General features: G+C 61.1%; 16 protein-coding genes. 3 read left to right on the forward strand and 13 right to left on the reverse strand.

Going from position 1 to position 15,964, the window contains the following annotated elements; translation table 11 throughout:
* The 4 genes from AC1DZP_RS22485 to AC1DZP_RS22500 all read right to left on the reverse strand — a co-directional run bounded on the left by AC1DZP_RS22485 (position 1) and on the right by AC1DZP_RS22500 (position 4,605).
* On the reverse strand, positions 1–855 hold the full coding sequence (locus AC1DZP_RS22485; protein ID WP_477305456.1) for an MBL fold metallo-hydrolase: 855 nt from the start codon (positions 853–855) through the stop codon (positions 1–3).
* 129 nt (positions 856–984) lie between these two features.
* Positions 985–1,434 (reverse strand): cyclic nucleotide-binding domain-containing protein, encoded by a 450-nt coding sequence (locus AC1DZP_RS22490; protein ID WP_095083929.1) that lies wholly within the window; start codon positions 1,432–1,434, stop codon positions 985–987.
* 182 nt (positions 1,435–1,616) lie between these two features.
* Positions 1,617–4,331, reverse strand: a complete 2,715-nt coding sequence (locus AC1DZP_RS22495) for an ABC transporter transmembrane domain-containing protein (protein ID WP_095083928.1) — start codon at positions 4,329–4,331, stop codon at positions 1,617–1,619.
* Between the two features lie 16 nt (positions 4,332–4,347).
* Entirely contained in the window at positions 4,348–4,605 is a 258-nt protein-coding gene (locus AC1DZP_RS22500; RefSeq protein ID WP_095083927.1) for a hypothetical protein, read from the reverse strand.
* Positions 4,606–4,685: 80 nt separating this feature from the next.
* On the opposite strand from AC1DZP_RS22500, the gene AC1DZP_RS22505 reads away from it, so the two are divergent.
* A complete protein-coding gene (locus AC1DZP_RS22505; RefSeq protein ID WP_477305458.1) occupies positions 4,686–5,360 on the forward strand; it encodes a class I SAM-dependent methyltransferase in 675 nt (224 codons plus the stop codon).
* An 89-nt stretch (positions 5,361–5,449) separates the two neighbouring features.
* Here AC1DZP_RS22505 and AC1DZP_RS22510 read toward each other — a convergent pair whose 3' ends face one another.
* The 5 genes from AC1DZP_RS22510 to AC1DZP_RS22530 form a co-directional block, all read right to left on the reverse strand.
* Positions 5,450–6,646: a glycosyltransferase family protein gene (locus AC1DZP_RS22510; protein ID WP_477305460.1), complete on the reverse strand. Its 1,197-nt coding sequence runs from the start codon at positions 6,644–6,646 to the stop codon at positions 5,450–5,452.
* Positions 6,643–7,887: a glycosyltransferase family 4 protein gene (locus AC1DZP_RS22515; RefSeq protein WP_477305462.1), complete on the reverse strand. Its 1,245-nt coding sequence runs from the start codon at positions 7,885–7,887 to the stop codon at positions 6,643–6,645. The genes AC1DZP_RS22510 and AC1DZP_RS22515 overlap by 4 nt, the downstream gene beginning before the upstream one ends.
* A gap of 1 nt (position 7,888) precedes the next feature.
* Positions 7,889–9,103 (reverse strand): glycosyltransferase family protein, encoded by a 1,215-nt coding sequence (locus AC1DZP_RS22520; protein ID WP_477305464.1) that lies wholly within the window; start codon positions 9,101–9,103, stop codon positions 7,889–7,891.
* Between the two features lie 535 nt (positions 9,104–9,638).
* Positions 9,639–11,261: a PqqD family protein gene (locus AC1DZP_RS22525; protein WP_477305466.1), complete on the reverse strand. Its 1,623-nt coding sequence runs from the start codon at positions 11,259–11,261 to the stop codon at positions 9,639–9,641.
* 111 nt (positions 11,262–11,372) lie between these two features.
* On the reverse strand, positions 11,373–12,161 hold the full coding sequence (locus AC1DZP_RS22530; protein ID WP_477305468.1) for a SapC family protein: 789 nt from the start codon (positions 12,159–12,161) through the stop codon (positions 11,373–11,375).
* Between the two features lie 280 nt (positions 12,162–12,441).
* On the opposite strand from AC1DZP_RS22530, the gene AC1DZP_RS22535 reads away from it, so the two are divergent.
* Positions 12,442–12,717, forward strand: a complete 276-nt coding sequence (locus tag AC1DZP_RS22535) for a DUF6916 family protein (RefSeq protein WP_477305470.1) — start codon at positions 12,442–12,444, stop codon at positions 12,715–12,717.
* A 71-nt stretch (positions 12,718–12,788) separates the two neighbouring features.
* Positions 12,789–13,367 carry a 2OG-Fe(II) oxygenase gene (locus AC1DZP_RS22540; RefSeq protein WP_477305472.1) on the forward strand — a complete coding sequence of 193 codons (579 nt, stop codon included), beginning with the start codon at positions 12,789–12,791 and terminating at the stop codon, positions 13,365–13,367.
* 314 nt (positions 13,368–13,681) lie between these two features.
* Here the strand turns inward: AC1DZP_RS22540 and AC1DZP_RS22545 are convergent, their stop codons facing one another.
* Genes AC1DZP_RS22545 through AC1DZP_RS22560 form a run of 4 tightly spaced genes read right to left on the reverse strand, consistent with a single transcriptional unit; the run spans position 13,682 to position 15,755 of the window.
* Positions 13,682–14,200, reverse strand: coding sequence for an N-acetyltransferase family protein (locus AC1DZP_RS22545; RefSeq protein ID WP_477305473.1), 519 nt, complete (start codon positions 14,198–14,200; stop codon positions 13,682–13,684).
* 7 nt (positions 14,201–14,207) lie between these two features.
* Positions 14,208–14,726, reverse strand: coding sequence for a phage tail protein (locus AC1DZP_RS22550; protein WP_477224777.1), 519 nt, complete (start codon positions 14,724–14,726; stop codon positions 14,208–14,210).
* A gap of 12 nt (positions 14,727–14,738) precedes the next feature.
* The gene (locus AC1DZP_RS22555) at positions 14,739–15,242 is read right to left on the reverse strand and encodes a phage tail protein (protein WP_477224778.1); all 504 of its coding nucleotides are present in this window, start codon (positions 15,240–15,242) and stop codon (positions 14,739–14,741) included.
* A 12-nt stretch (positions 15,243–15,254) separates the two neighbouring features.
* Positions 15,255–15,755: a phage tail protein gene (locus AC1DZP_RS22560; RefSeq protein WP_457150723.1), complete on the reverse strand. Its 501-nt coding sequence runs from the start codon at positions 15,753–15,755 to the stop codon at positions 15,255–15,257.
* Positions 15,756–15,964: the final 209 nt, after the last annotated feature.

The raw sequence follows: 15,964 nt of genomic DNA on the forward strand, positions 1-15,964 counted from the left end.
TCAGCGCTTCTTGTGCAATGAGACTGGGAATTTGAGCGTCTGGCCATCGCGCGCGGCAAAAGCGCCGGCAAACCTTTTTCTCGCCAGTTTCTCGATCTCGTCCAGTTGCTCGTCGGTACGTGTCGGATCGTGGTGAAACAGGGCGAGCCCCCGCGCACCGGCCGCCTCACAGAGCTTGACGCCCTGTTGCCATGTCGAGTGCCCATGACCGCGGCGGCGTTCCATTTCCTCCTCGGTGTAGGTGCAATCGTAAACGACGAGGTCGGCATCTGCGATCAGGCCGAGCACCGCCTGATCGAGTTTGTCCGGCTCATGCTCGGTGTCGGTGATCACCGCCACGACGCGGCCGCCCCATTCGACCCGGTAGCCTATGCAGCCGCCCGGGTGGACAAGGCTGCCGGTTCGGACCACCACCCCTTTGCGCGGCCGAAGCACGTCTCCGGATACGAAATCGTGGTAGTCGAGGCTTGCCTTGCAGATATCCAATGTCACCGGAAACCACGGCGGCCGTATGAACTCATCGACCATCTGCCTGGTCGTCATGCGTCCTGCAAGATGCCCGGACCAAAGCGCAATCTTGATACTCCGGTCATAGATCGGCGCAAACACCGGTAGCCCGATGATATGATCGTAATGGCAATGGGTGAAAAACAGGTCGAAATCGGTCACGCCCGACGCCCGAAGCGCCGCGCCGGCGGGCCGTAGGCCAGAGCCCGCGTCGAACAGAAGCGTATGCCTGCCGCATCGCATCTCGATGCAGATGGTGTTGCCGCCATAGCGGGAGAATTCTGGCCCCGATACCGAAATGCTGCCGCGCACCCCCCAAAACCTGACCAGGAAAACATCGTCGTCCATGCTAGCCCTTCGTACTCCCCGTCACCCATCGTAGCCAAACAACGGCTACTAGGCGAGACAGGTTTTCTCCGGGTGGCCCTCTCAGAGGCCGTGCCATCGCGACGGCGAGGATTGAAGCCGCGCCATTCGTTATTTAGCGCTTCGTGCGTCGATCAGATCCGCGGTCGTATGGCTTAGGCGGTCGGCAAGAACCCGCAATATCTCGATGGTCATTTCCGGGTACTCCCGCATAAGCCTCAGGAAATGATCCTTGCGGATTCTCAGGGCTTCCACCGGACTGGCCGCTCTGACGGTGGCTGTGCGCGAGCTGTTGCACAGTATGGCGATCTCGCCAACAATCGAATTTGGCACCATTTCGGCAATTTTTATCGGTCCGCTGTCGGAATCGACCAGAATATCCGCGCTGCCTGAAAGGATGACATAGGCGGCGTCTCCCTCGTCGCCCTGCCGGAAAAGGATCTGGCCGGCGCTGTAGCTTACCCGGTCGGATGTGAACGCAAGCAGCTTGAGCTTTGTCGACTCGATGCCGGAAAACAGGGGAATGCGTTGCAGCATTCCAACTTCATCCTTGAGCAGCATTGTCGCAAACCTCCCAAAATTCGCGTTTGCCAGACTAGAGCAACGAACGCCCAGATGGAATCAATTCTGTTTCCGGGATGGCGAAGCGAACCACGCGATGGCGAGCCCGATGTTGTTTGGTCGAGCGATGCCGCCTGACAAATTCCCACCGGCAGAATGATCCCATCTGAATGTCCATCCCTCTATGACAGCAGTTCCTTGAAGATACCGTTGCCTGCCAAAAGTGTCTCGTGTGTTCCGTCTTCCACCAATTGACCCGAGTCGAAGACGACAACGCGATCGAACATCGCCGCCATTGCCGGACTCGTCACGACCCACACTATTGCCGGCGAATGGCCGTCGCACCTGGCTGCCTCGAGCACATTTCGCAGCACCTTCTCCTGCATGCGATGGTCGAGCGCCGACAGCGGCCGGTTTAGAATGAGAAAATCGGGACGCTTGAGCAGGGCCCGGGCAACATCGAGCTTCTGTCGCTGTCCACCGGTCAGCCGCCTGCCGCCGGAGCCGACGTTGAAGTCGAGGCCGACATCCAGCAGTTCGGCATAGAGCCCAAGTTCGTCAAGAATGTCATAGACGATGGAGCGTATGCGGTCCGGCGCGTCGGGATGGCTGTTGCCCACACGCCCGAACAGGACATTGTCCATGACGGTGGCTGCGGCAATGTATTTGGCGGGATCATACCGTTCGATCGCATCTTGCAGCTCGGGCGGCAGGTTTTCATAGAAATGGTTGCGCGCGGCGACGATCTTGCTCATCAGCTCGTCGCTCAGCAGGCCGAAGCGGTGCCGGGGCTCGATATAGGCAAAGCTCAAGGTGACGATCATGGCGCGGTCGTTCTCGGAAACCGCCTCGTGGGGACGGTTCTTGAGCCGTTGCAGCAAGGTTTCGTAGGCGGGTATCTCCTCGGCGCTCATGAAGGCGAGCTGCTGGAAGAACTGGTGGTCGGCCGGCAGGTCGGCAAACAGCTCGATCGCCTGTCCGGCGATCTCCATGCCCATTTCGTAGAGCGTGCGGTCGAGGCCGGCTTCTTTCAGCACGGAAGCAAAATAGGGATTGGCAGCCAGAGCCCTGTCGGCCAGCTTGGGGCCGGCGGCAGCGCCGAAGAGCAGGTTTTCGCCGATCGTCGCTTCCTTGTTGTAGGCGCCCGGTTCGAAAGGAACCACCAGTCCGCTCAGCCCTTCCTGCTCCAGCCGGGTTCGCAGCGCCGCACGCAGTTCGACGATCCGCCTGGCAAGCTCCGTGTGACGCGTGAGGTCGGCCGAAGAGCGCAAGCCAAGATCAAGAATGTCGCGCGACAGGACAACCGCGTCGAGCACCCTGCGCACGGCTTCAAAGAGGTCGTGCGGGCCGGTAGCCCCGGCGGAAGCATAGTTGATCCAGTCGCTCTGGATATCGAGATCCGGATTACCCGACCGGCGCGCTTCGTGCATGTTCCAGCGGTGCTGGTCTGCCGCAGCGCCGTCATACGTCACCGATGTCAGCGGCGCATGCTTCAACCCGTAGAGCAGGTTATCGCGAAGGCTGGCCTGGAACAGGAAAACATCCGACGAGGCATAGGACATGCGCCGGCCGGTCACTGCTTCGGGGAGTTCAAGCAGGTCATCGGCGCCCGACATGACCCTTCCGCTGTCCGGCCAGTTCAGCCGGGCGAAAGCTTCTGCAAGCGCCTCAGCTCCACCTGTTGCGGTACTGACCAACGCCACCGTCTCACCTGGCTTGACCTGCAGGGAGATGCGGTCGAGGAGCATGGCACCGCCATCGTCCGCTATGGACAGACCGATCGCCGACAGGGGGTTGGTCATCGGACCGGGATCGTCGATCGTCAATGCCCCGATTTTCGGCTCAATGAGACCGTCGACGGTGAACTGTTCAACGACCTGCTGATATTTGACCTGGACATCCTGCCGCGCCTGATCCCAGTCGATCAGTTCCTTCATCGGGCCGGGCAGGTCCTTGTAGGCGCTGATCACGGCCACGAGCTGGCCGACGTCCAGCCGCCCCTGAATGACCAGATACCCGCCGATCATGTAGAACAGAAAGGGCGTGAGCTGCGCGAGAAAATTGTTGAGGAACTTTACCATGAATTTCCATTGGTAAAGGTCGAAGCGGATCTTGAAGATGAGCCCGAGCCGGGCAGCTATGTCGGCGCGCTCGTAGTTTGATGTATCGTGGACGTGGACCGCGCCGATGCCGTCGACAATTTCGCCAACCCGGCCCGAAAGCGCCCGCGCCGTCAACTGCCGCTCGCGCCCGAGCACGATCAGCCGCCGCCGCATTCGTGGGATGAGCACGATCTGGATCACCACGATCACGACCGCTATCATTCCGAGCCAGACGTTCTGGACCATGATGAACAGCATGGCCGTCAGCGCCTGGCCTCCGAGCAGTACCGGCTGCAGGAAGGCATCGCCGATGAAGCCGCCCAGCGGCTCCACCTCGTCCTTCACCATGGTCGCCACTTCGGCGGATTTCACCCGCTTGAAGTAAACCGGCGGAAACCGCAGCACACGATCGACCAGATCGAAGCGGATACGCCGCAGCATGCGTTCGCCGAGGCGGCCCTTGTAGGTGTTGATGTAGAGTTTGAACAGGCCGTTGATGACGACCAGCAAGAGGAACACAAGGCTCAGGGCAAACAGCGTCTCCTTGCGGTCGAGCTGAAAACCGGAGAAGAACTGGACCTCTCCAATGAACGGCAGGTTGTAGTGTAGCTTCATGAATGGCCGGGTCGCGCCGGGTTGCTCGAAGCCGCTTCCTTGGATCGGGCCGTTGACGATCAGCTTCGGCAGGTCGAAGGACATGAAATACGGGATCATCGAAAGCAAGACGATGATCAATATCCAGACCTGCTGCTTCTTGGTGTGCGTCCAGATATAGCGGGCTAGGCTGGGTTCCATATGCGACTGTGGACCTTCAGTTGGAAGGATGCAGGATGCAAGAGCACCTGCTGGCGAATGGCGGATCGGCGATTTCTTCGTCGCCAGCGACAAGCTCGAAGCTGCAGTGGACGGCGATTGTCCTGCGCTCGACTCCGTAAGGAACCTGTGAGGCGGCGCGTTCCAGCACGAGGCCCCAGTTGCGCGGCAGGCGCTGGCGGATCGGCGCCGATGGTCCGGACAGACGCAACAGGCTCTCTCCGGCACCGGGCAATGGCGAAGCGGCTTGCAGCATAATCACGTCCGCGAATCAAACGGCCTTGCGGGAGGCAAGATTGCGTTGTGTCGCCCGAAATCCCAACATACAAGACGAATATGATGGATGTTACGCAACCGCGCAATGCCGGCATGGACTGGCACGAGCAAGCCCTGGACCTCACGCGGGGAATTGCTGCCTATGTCAACAGCCCTCTCGTGGCAGGGCTGGCGCGCGTCGTCGCCAAGCATCCGGAGGCCGATATCGCCAATGCCTTCAACCACAAGCAGGTCGCCTGCAAGATGTGGGCGCGCGACAGGCTGTTCGAAAGCTTCGGCGGCCGGTTCGGCCGCATATGGGTTCTGGGTGGATGGTACGGCGTCTTGCCGGCGATGCTTCTCAACGACGCCCGCTTCGACATCGCGGCGGTCGATAGCATCGACATCGATCCCGAAGTCGCGCCGGTCGCCCGGACCCTCAACCGGGACGCCGGCGACCGGTTCCGGGCGGTCACAGCGGATATGTACGCACTCGACTATGCGGCCGGACGGCCCGATCTGACGGTCAATACGAGCTGCGAGCACATAGCCGATCTGGGCGCCTGGCTTGCCCTGCTTTCGCGGGGCACGACTGTACTGCTGCAATCGAACGATTATTTCAGCGAGCCGACGCACATCAACTGCGTGGCTTCACTTGCAGCCTTCGAAGCAATGGCGGCGCTGCGGGAGGTGCGGTTCTCGGGCGAACTGCCGACAAGAAATTATACGCGCTTCATGCTGATTGGAACTGTTTGATGCATAGCGCGTAGCGCTTTCCCTCAGGGAATTTGCGTCAAAACAAAGAGATAGGGCGGTTCTGCGTTTCCGTGCAAAGATGAAACGCTCTAGGATCCATCGTCTGTTTGATGATGAACTTTTCGGAAACCGGTCCCCAGTTTCAGGGACCAGATTCGATAACGCTCGCGCAGGATTTGCGCCGCGTGGCGCGCACCTTCCAGGTCGAGACGATGCGCGGATGGCGTCGGTCCCACAAGCGCCTGTTCGATCGCTTGCGCCAGACCTTCAGGCGTTAGGTCCTTTTCCGTCAGCACTGTTGCAAGACCGAGGTCTTCGAGCATCAGGGCGCGAACCGTCTGTTCGGTTTCGCCGCCGGCTGCAAATGGAACGAGCAGGGAGCGACAACCCGCGCGCAGGACATCGCAGACCGTGTTGTAACCCGCCTGCGAGACTGACAGGCGGGCGCCGGTCAGCAGGCTGGCGAAATCCTCGCGGAACCGGAAGATGGACAGGCCCGGCGTGGCATCGCGTGCGATCGCGTCAAACTCGTCTTTCGGCAGGTTTGGGCCGGTGATCAAACACCATTTCCAGCCTTTGTTGGCATTGCGCGCCGCTGCGATGGTGGACCTGACAAGGCTCTTTCCGGCAGCCCCGCCGCCAACCGACACCAGAACGTCGAAGCGCTCGGAGGCCGCGGCCGATGGCGGCGCGGCAACGAGCCCTGTGTAGGTGACCTCGGCCCTGATCGCTTCAGCCAGTGGAAATGTCTTGTCGATGGTTGCGAAAGCCGGATCGCCGTGGACCATGACAAGGTCGAAATGCCTGTTGATGAGATCGACCGTTTCCTCGTTTCGGCCCGCCTTGACACGCTCCTGAAGGATATCACGCACGGACGTCGCCAGCAGCGGTCTGGGCGACGTCGCGTCGATGGCCTCGATCAGCGGCAAGAGTTCGAAACGCATCTGCCGGCGTCCAAATGGAAACGCCTCGACAATGACGATATCAGGCCTGCACTCCCGGAATGCCTGCAGCAGCATCTCCGAACGCCGTTTCTTGAAATCATCGTCGATGGGTTTGCCCTGCAGGTCGACAAGTCCGGAAAATCCTTCATCGCCGGAGGTGACAGGTGGCAGGGTGACAGATTTTACACCCGGTCCCGGAAACCCGGCAATCGGCGCTCCGCCCGTTACGACGGTTACGTCAAACACGTCATCGGCCAGAGCCGCCGCAATGCGGCTGGCGCGCGCGAGATGGCCGATGCCGAGCAGGTGTTGGACGTAGAAGAAAGCGCGCAGCCGCTTCATTCGGCGGCCCGCCACTCCCGCTCGAACAGTTCCTTGAGCTGTCCAATGCTTGCCGTATGATCGAAATCGCCGCGCACGCGCCGCTCCGCGGCATCGCCGAGGCGGGCGCGCAGCACGGGATCACGGATCAGGCGCTCCAGCGCCTGTGCCAGGGCGATTGGGTTTTCCGTCGGAACCAGCAGCCCGGTATCTTCAGGCGATAGCAGCTCCGGCACGCCGGAAATATCGGTCGACACGCAGGCAAGCCGCTGGCTGGCCGCCTCCACCAGGACATTCGGCAGACCATCCCGGTCGCCATTTGCGGTGATCCTGCAGGCCAGGGCGAAGATGTCGGCGCAGCGGTAGTGCTCAAGCACCTCCTCCTGCGCAAGCGCGCCTTTCCAGGAGACGCGACCATCCAGTCCGAGCTTTTGCGCCAGCGCCTTGAGCCGTCCCAGTTCCTCGCCGCCGCCGATATGCTCGAAACGCCACGCCAGATCACCAGGCAAGAGGGCAAGGGCCTCCAGCAAGGTATCGTAACCTTTCTTTTCGACGGCGCGCCCGACACTCAGGACGACAACCGGTTCGTCCGGCTCCGAGCCGTCATGCTGTTTTCGCGCCTCGCCGAAGCTGCCGAAGCGATCAAGGTCGAGCCCATGATAGCTCAGATGCACGGACGAATTGCCGTTGGCGAGTTTTGTCAGACGGTCAAAGCCGGTTTTCGTGCAAGTGACCGTCCAGCGCGCTGAGGAAAGCTTGCCGGCCAGATCCCAGTCCGCCGAAGTCCAGATGTCCTTGGCATGGGCCGAGCAACTCCAGGGCAGGCCGCGAAGCAGGCTGGCATAGCGCGTCACCGATGCCGGCGTGTGCGCGAAATGTGCGTGCAGCCAGCCCGCGTCTTCCGGCCATTCGGCCGCCAGCACGAGCGCTTGCCCGAAACGGCGTGCGCGATTGCGAGTAAAGTCGCGGGGGATATCGGTCGCCAGCGATCCGAGCGCGCGCCAGAAGCCCGGCCGCAGCAGATGAGCAAACAGCGAGCGAACCACGCGCAGCGGCTCTTCATGCAGATATTCCGGCAGATAGTGGACCGGCGCTTTGATTTCGTCATGCACGGGGTGGCGTTTTGCATCGGTCGGCCGCCTGAGCGCGAACAGTATCAGGTCGAACCCCGCACGCTCCAGACCGAGCAGTTCCTGCGCGATGAAGGTTTCCGACAGCCGCGGATAGCCTTTCAGAACCACGACGATCTTGCGATGTTGCAACTCAGTTCATGCCTTCAATGACCGAAAGGTGATGGCCGGCACGCCGCTCGAGCAGTTCCGCGACGATTTCGGAAATATGAGGCAGCCCTTCCAGCGTCAGATGCGGATTGCTCTGCGATGGGCGGGGCCGGTCCGGCAGCACCTTCAGTGCATCGGCAAACCGCTGGGAATCCTTGGCTTCTTCCGGCAAGAGCATCTCGATGAGGCCGAGTTCAGCTGCGCGCCGTGCGCGGATCAGCTGTTCCTCGCGGGGCTTGACGCGCGGCACGATCAGCGCCGGCTTGTCGAAAGACAGGATCTCGCAATAGGTGTTGTAGCCGCCCATCGCCACGACCGCCTTGGCGCCGGCAATCAGGTCTTCCATGCGGTTGTCGAACTCGATGATCTTGATATAGGGGATCTTGGACCCCTTCCTGACCAGCTTGTTGCGCTTGCGCGCCGGCATGTAAGGCCCAAGCACGATCAGCGCCCTATGCTGCAATTGCGGATCCTGCTGATAAGCATCGAAGACGTCGTGGATCAGTTCGGCGCCGTCACCGCCGCCACCGGTGGTGACGAGGATATAGTCGCCCTCGGGCCGGTGGCCGGGCATCTCGTTCCGCTGCAGGCTCCGTTGCAGGAAACCGACGAACTTCATCTTTGCTCCGACAGCCGACGGCACATCCAGGCCCGTCAACGGATCGTAAAAATCCGGCGGACCATAGACCCAGACCTTGTCGTAGAACAGGCCTATCTTACGCATTACATCCCTGCGTGCCCACTCTGCTTCGAGCAGATTCGGCGCGTCCATCACCTCTCGCAAGCCAAGCACGAGCGTGGTGCCCCGCGTCTTGAGATAGGACAGCGTGTCCTCGATCTCACCGCGCAGGCCGAGCGGTTCCTTGTCGACGATGAAGATATCCGGCCGGTAGGTCTCGGCTGTGTGGCGGATGATCGACTGGCGCATCCTTAGCGTCTCATGCAGATCGATATGCTTTTCCAGCGAGGTGTATTCGCCGTTGCGCAACTTGATGACGCTGGGGATCTTCACGAAGTCGACACGGGCGCGGTAGTCGAAGGCGCCAGCGATGGTCGCGCCCGAAATGATAAGCACCTGAAGTCCGCGGAAATCCTCGACCAGCGAATGCGCGATCGTCCGGCAGCGCTGCAAATGGCCGAGCCCGAACGTGTCGTGGCTGTACATGAGAATTCGAGCGTTTTGTACGTGCTGGGTCATTGTTGAACGTCTTCTAGAATTCTCGCCTTGAGGACCGTGGCGACCTCGCAGGCTTCGAAACTTGCGGGGCTACCGACCTGTTTTGAAACATGAGGGCGCAATTTTCAATTTGAATTACTCAAGAGGGTCCATCTGCTGAAGCCAGGAAGCTGCGTCTGCTCGGCTGCCCGCTTGCCACATGTCCAAGCGCAATGGAAGCAGTCGGAATAGCAAACGGGGTGCCAGTCGGATATCAGGGTGAAACCAAGATCGGTCGATTTATAGCAAACTCAACGATTTATCGCATCATAGCGGAGATTAGGATAGGGCGGCTTCGGCAGAAAATGGTGTTGCCAAGGTTGGGGTCGAGCGTTCGAATCGCTTCACCCGCTCCAAATCTTCCTCAAATTTGAAAAGCACCAGGGGCGGGGCAACCCAGCCTCTTTTGCTGTCTGGTGCCGGGGAGCACGTTTCCGGGCCGTGATCCGATCCTGCCATTCGATAGCCGGCGAGAGCGTGTGGCAAAACGGCCAGAGCGCCACTGACCAAACACCGGTCAGTAGGCTTCGACTGTCAGAAGTGCGTTCTCGAACCGCTTGGCCGCAAGGTCCTCGGGCGTGATCCAATATTGAAGCGGTCCCATCTCGCCAACGGTCCAATCGACCGCCATATCCGGCCCGATCTGCAGCAACAGCAGGTAGCGGTCCTTCATCTCGTCGGCTGCGACCTGGATGACTTCACCCTTGCCAAGCATCTGATGGCCACGGGGTGAGTGGCGGTGAGACAGGGCGGCTACGACTTCCCGGCCTATCAAAGCCGCACCGTCCGGATCTGTCAGTCCACCCTCGGCGCCCCGGATCGCCGCGATTGAAAGCCAATGGTTCATCACCTGCGGAAGTTGGCGATGATGCGGCCGCCACGCCGGAGAAGATGACGGCATGCCGTTGGCGCGCAAGTCTTCCAGGAAGGCAAGGATCTGCTGCTTCACCTCGGCTGGAGGTGCGTCATATTCCTTCAGTCCGGCATTGACCGTCGGAAAGAAGGCGTTGAACATCTTCGAACCGAATGCCGACAGTTCACGCTGCACCAGCCGTAGTCGCTTGGCCTCCGGATCGTCTTCGGCAACATCACCAAGCGCCTTCAGCTGTGCGGTGACGTCGGCCGCCTCTTCGCGGTGATATGCTTCCACGAGCTTTCGAACGATCCGCGCAGTATGCCAATTGGCCGGAAAACCCGGATATGGCGTCCAAAGCGTATCCTTCGGCGCCTGATGAGCGGAAAGCAGCGGATCGGGGACAACAGGCGGTCCGTAGAAGGCCGCGACCTTTTCGGCGCGAATCTTGTCCGCGACCTCGAAGGCATGACCTTCGTCCGCACGCGCCGCGACTTCGGCGTCGGTCGGCTCCTCGATCCAGGCAAATTCGACCTCGACCCGATCATAGTGGGTTCGCTTGCCCCGCAGGATTTCGTCCGTCGGATCCGATCCCAGAATCTTGGCGGTGAAGGGCATGTCGAGCGGCTGCCACTTCTGCGTCACCCGGCGCGGTTCATACCGGGTCACGAAGTGCAGCGCGTCCGGCCCAAACGTGTCGGACATCGGCGCGAAGAAATAGAGGTAGCCCTTGTCGGGCAGCAAATCGCGGCCGGGTCCCGGTGGCAGATCCGAACAGTCGATTTGCACCATGAAATTGAGGCGCTCGAGCAATCCCTGCCGATTGTGAACCGTCGGCCAGTCGAATTCATCGGGGACGATCGGCAGCCCGCCAAAATAGCTCATGCTGCGTTGCGGAAGACGCGGCGGAAAGACGTGCCTGATGGCGATGCGCGCGGCTTGCCCCCGTTCGATCGCTTCGCGGCCATCGGCGGAAATCGGCGGGATCTTGCGCTCGACATGCGCTTTGAACTTCGCCTTGCGCTGGTCGTCACTGTCCTTGGCTTGCTGCTGCAAGTCGGCGATCAGCTTTTCGGCCGCAGGGTTAGGCCGAGGCGATGCGGCGTGGGCCGCTTCAGACGATGCCAGCGTGCGTTGACGAGCCTTGCCGACCGGCAAGGCGGGACTGTCCTGTGGTTTGCCTTTTGAAGCCGAACCGGAAAACAGCCCGGCAATGCCGCGATAGATCAGGCTGCCAACGATCAGGAGCATCGCCCCGGCCACAAGCAACGGCATCAGATTCGCCATGACGCTTACCCCCATCGCCGGCTGCGTCGCCTTCCTCCCTAAACCGAATTATTGCCGTTATATGAGGCCTTGCGCAAGCAAGGGGTCGATCAGGCAGCGCAGCAGCTGAAATCAGCCGGGCTGCCCACCCGCCTTGCGCAGCGACGCCTGGTGGACCAGCGACGTCCAGCTGTTGGTCGACGCGAGATGGCAGTAGAGCAGGCCGAGCGCGCCTGATTTGCGCAGGTCGAGAAACGCCTCGTCGCTCAGTTTGTTGAAAGCCGGCTCATCAATCACCTGGAAGTCGGTGAGGTTGAGCACCTCGCCGCCTTCGAGCGTCACCTTGCTCTGGCGCGGCGCGAACAGGCCGTGCGCGTCGATCCTTTCGATCATCACGCGGGTGGCGTTGAAATCGAGCTGGAATTGGTTGCAGAAGGCGAGGGCCTGCCTGGTCGCTTCCGTCGGCTCGGTGCCGTTGAAGAACGGCAGGATCTTTTCGTCGCGGAACGGCGCCAGCAACTGGTCGACGACGCGGTCGCTTGTCCGGTCGACGCACAGCGTCAGCCGGCCTGGCGACCTCGGGTCCTCGGCGAGGATGAAGGGATAGCGGCGGACATAGGCCGGGATGTAGTGCGGCCCGGTCCACTTGCCGTCGGCATCGACGAACAGATTCTCGTCCTTGCGCACGCCGGTGATGATCACCGGCGCCTTGGCCGGACCGATGAAGACGATCGGGTAGGAGCGCATCGCCGCCGGCATTTCCGAGGCCACCACGGGAATGGCGTGCGCCGAGCGGGCGAAGCCGAAGTCGCTGCGCGCCGCCAGGCCGAGCGAGCCATGCCGCACCGGGTTGAGCGCCTCCGGCGTCGAGTAGAACAACGGCATCGTATCGCTTGCCACTTCCGTCTTCGCATCTGCCATCGTCGGTCCCTTCTCCCGCAGGCCGATCAGGCCGCGACCATCAGACCCCGAAAGCCGGGATCTGTTCTTGTTGCGCTGACCTTGGTTTGGAAACAATCCCGCGCAGGAACAAAGTACTACAGCGTCTCTTGCGCGCATAAAAGGACAGGCGGTGCTGTATTTTGGGATTCGTGCCGACGAAATGACTTGGCGTGAGGTCGGTGCCGGCCGGGACCCTCTGGACAGCTTGCGGCGAAGCGGCGACAGTGCCGCCGGCAGCAGGCAGAGTGAGGCGAATTGCATGGCGTCGGCATCGGATTTCGAACACGCGGTCGGGTCGGTTTTCACTGCCGAGATTGGCGGCAGGACGGTTTCTCTCGAACTGACCGCGGTCCGCCAGATTGCTTCCAGCCCGCGCCCCGGCGGCGGCTTCACGCTTTTGTTCAAGGGGCCGCGCGACATAGGGCTGCCGCAGGCCATCTACCACCTCACCAGCGATGCCATCACCGACGACATCTTCATCGTCCCGGTTTCGGGCGACGCGACCGGCTATGTCTATGAGGCTGTCTTCAACTGATTTTTTGATTTTCGGAGATCCGGCCGGTCGGGGCGACGATCAGGGCACTCCGAAAGGGGACAGCTGGACAGATGATCGACCATATCGAGATCGCGGGCTTGCTTGACGAAACGGCATGCAGCGAGCTGTGCGCGGAAATCCGGGCGGCCAGCGGTCGTCCGGCCGGCCTGTTGGGGCGTGAAGACGAGAAGCCGGCATGGCCAGAGATCCGCCGAACCACGCGCGCCGAGGTCTCAGCGGCCACCGAAGCGCTGGTGAACGACCTGTTGGCGCGGCAGAAGCCGACTCTGGAACGGCATTTCGGTCTCGCGCTCGGCAATGCTGAAAAGCCCCAGTTTCTTCACTATCGGGAAGGCGATTTCTTCGTGCCGCACCAGGACGGCAACACGCCGCTCATCCACGACGAGTCTCGGTTCAGAAGGATCTCGGCGGTGATCTTTCTCAACCGCCAGTCGGACGATCCTTCGCCGGCAAACTATGCCGGCGGCTCGCTGGTCCTGCATGGTCCCTACAGCGGTCCGCACCTGCGCGTCGCCATGCCGGCATTGCCAGGCTCCCTCGTCGCGTTTCGTTCGGAAACAACGCACGAAGTCACCCCGGTCACGCGCAACGAGCGTTTCACCATCGTGTCGTGGTACCGCGGGGCGTGACGGTCGGCGTAGGCGTCACGGCCGCTCGAATGCACGTCGCGTTGAACCGAACTCAGGACACGCTTCAGGCGTAGGCGCTGCCCCTCACCTGCCTGCCGACATCCTCTCCCCGTATAGTGACGGGGAGAGGGGCGCTCTCATCCATGATTTCGCCAATTGTCAGCGTTGCAAGAAAGGCGCCGCGTTGCGGCCAGCCTCTTTCTCCCCGTCGTCCCTATACGGGGAGAAATGTCCGGCAGGACAATGAGGGGCGGCGCGGACCAACGATCCCTAGTTCAACGCGTTTGCACGAGGTTTCACGCGACGCGCTTTGGCTAGCGCGGCGAACACTCCATCAGGTCGTAGACGCCCATGTCCTCGGTGACGACGAATCCCAGCCGCGTATAGAGCCGCCTGGCCGGATTGTTCTTCTCGACATGGATCGACACCGCCTTGCCGGCGGCACTTGCTTCGTCGATGAGGTCGCTGAGCAGCGCCGCGCCGAACCCCTTGCGGCGAAACGCCGGCAACAAGGAGATGTCGATGATGCAATACTGGTTCCGCCAACGCTCGACATAGAGGCGGCCGATGTCTGCCGCGCCAGACATCACCACCAGCCAGTCGGCTTGCGAATAATGCTTGATGTAATGTGTGTGCTGCGCCCGAAACTGCATGTCGAGGAAGGCGGTCTTCTGCGCCTCGGTCCAGGATGTTACGGCCAGTTCCTCGGCACGGGTCGAGGCATAGACCCGTGACAGGAACGGCAGATCGGCATCAGTCACTGGACGAAACGTCAGCCCGGCCCCAGCCGCCCGTACCCAACCGGCCGAAACCGCCACGTGAAAGTCGTTCATCGCAAAATCAGGGGCGCGACGGGTACACGCCCTGCAGCGCGATGCAGAAATAGCAGGTCAGATAGGGCTGCATGTTGTTGTGTGGCTGTCCGCCACCGGCAGGCGCGAGCGCTTCCGGCGCCAGTTGGACATTAACGGCTGGGTTTGAGCCCAGGTACATCTGGTTGCCCGCCGCCACGAAGTTGCCTTGGGGCGTCTTGAAGGAGCCATCGTCTTCAGCGCCCAGCATGGTGTGCGCATGAGACGGCATCTCGCTCTCAAGCAGCGTCACGGTCTCGGAACCGCCAGTTTCACCAAGGTCATGCAACGACAGGCCGGGGCCTTGCCCCGGATGCATCGGCGCGTTGCCCTGGAGGTCCGGCAAGGCAAAATTGCTCTTGCCGTTGCCGCCATAGGTGGTGCCGAGCAGTGAGAACAAAGCGGTGTTCTGCGACAGCGGCAGCAATTGCCCGTCGCACCACGCCCAGCCATTGGGCGCGAAATTGAACGGAAAGATGCGGATTTCGGCGACGAACGGGTTGGCCATGGACGGACCTCTTTAAGTCTGCGAGGGGAAGATCCCGAACAGCGAGATGATGAAATTGACACAAAGGTAGGGTTGGAAATTGTCATGCGGCTGGCTGCCGCCCGTGCTCGAGATGGCATTGGCCGCCATGGGTGACGCGTTGTCAGCCAGATTGTAGTAGGTCTGAGCCTGCGTGTTGGCCAACACCGAACTGGTCGGCAGCTGCGACGTTGCCGTCGCCGTGGACCCCAACGGCGGATGCGAATGCGCCGGAATCTGGGCGACTGTCAGCGTGACCGTTTCGACGCCGCCGGTCTCGGCCAGGATGAAGCCGTTGCCCTGATGGATCGGAAGGCGGCCTTGCAGATCCGGCAGTGCGAACGTGCTCTGACCGTCGCCGCCATAGCTCGTGCCGATCAGTTGGAACAGCGTCTCGTACTCCGAGATCGGCAGAAGTTGTCCGCTGCAGAACATCCAGCCGGCCGGCGCGAAATTACCGGCAAATATACGAACTTCGCCTACATAGGGTTGTCCCATGGTTGCGCTCCCTCAATTCGGCGACGGAAAGATGCCCTGCAGGGCAATGCAGAAACTCAGCGTCAGAAACGGTTGCATGTTGATATGCGCCTGGCTGCCACCGGTATTCGAGACCGAAGCCGGCGCCATGGCCACCAGCTGAGTGGCTGTGCCGTAGGTGTTGGCAGGAGCTTTGGTGAGGATCGCGCCATTCGGATTGGCGACCCCTCCGGGATTGCTATTGGCATTGATCATGTGCGTGTGCGTGGGCAATTCCGAGATCGATAGCGTATGGGCCGGCTCGCCGCCGCGCTCGCCGAGCGTGTGACCGCTGCCGACGTGGATCGGCGTACGTCCCTGATAGTTGGGCAGCGCGAAATTCACGCGGCCGTCACCGCCGAACGTCGTTCCCAGCAGCGAAAACAGCGCCTGGTTCTGGTTGATGGGCAGCAACTGCCCATTGCAAAGCGCCCAGCCCTTGGGCGCGAACACAAAAGACATGATTCTGATTTCGGAAAGAAATGGTTCCGACATCGCCGCTCCCTCACATTTGGTCCATACTAAACAGATACTGCTAATTTACGCAACGTCATGCAAGAGGCAACTAAAAGAATTTGTTTAACTTGCCTTTTATTAAATTTCGCCGGCAAACAACCATGGGCGCCGCGCAGCACAAAACAACAGCGCTGCCAGTGACCTAATGGCCAACGCTCCTGTCATGACAGGGCGCTGGCCGTCCCGAT

It is taken from the genome of Mesorhizobium sp. P2_F8, assembly GCF_056403655.1.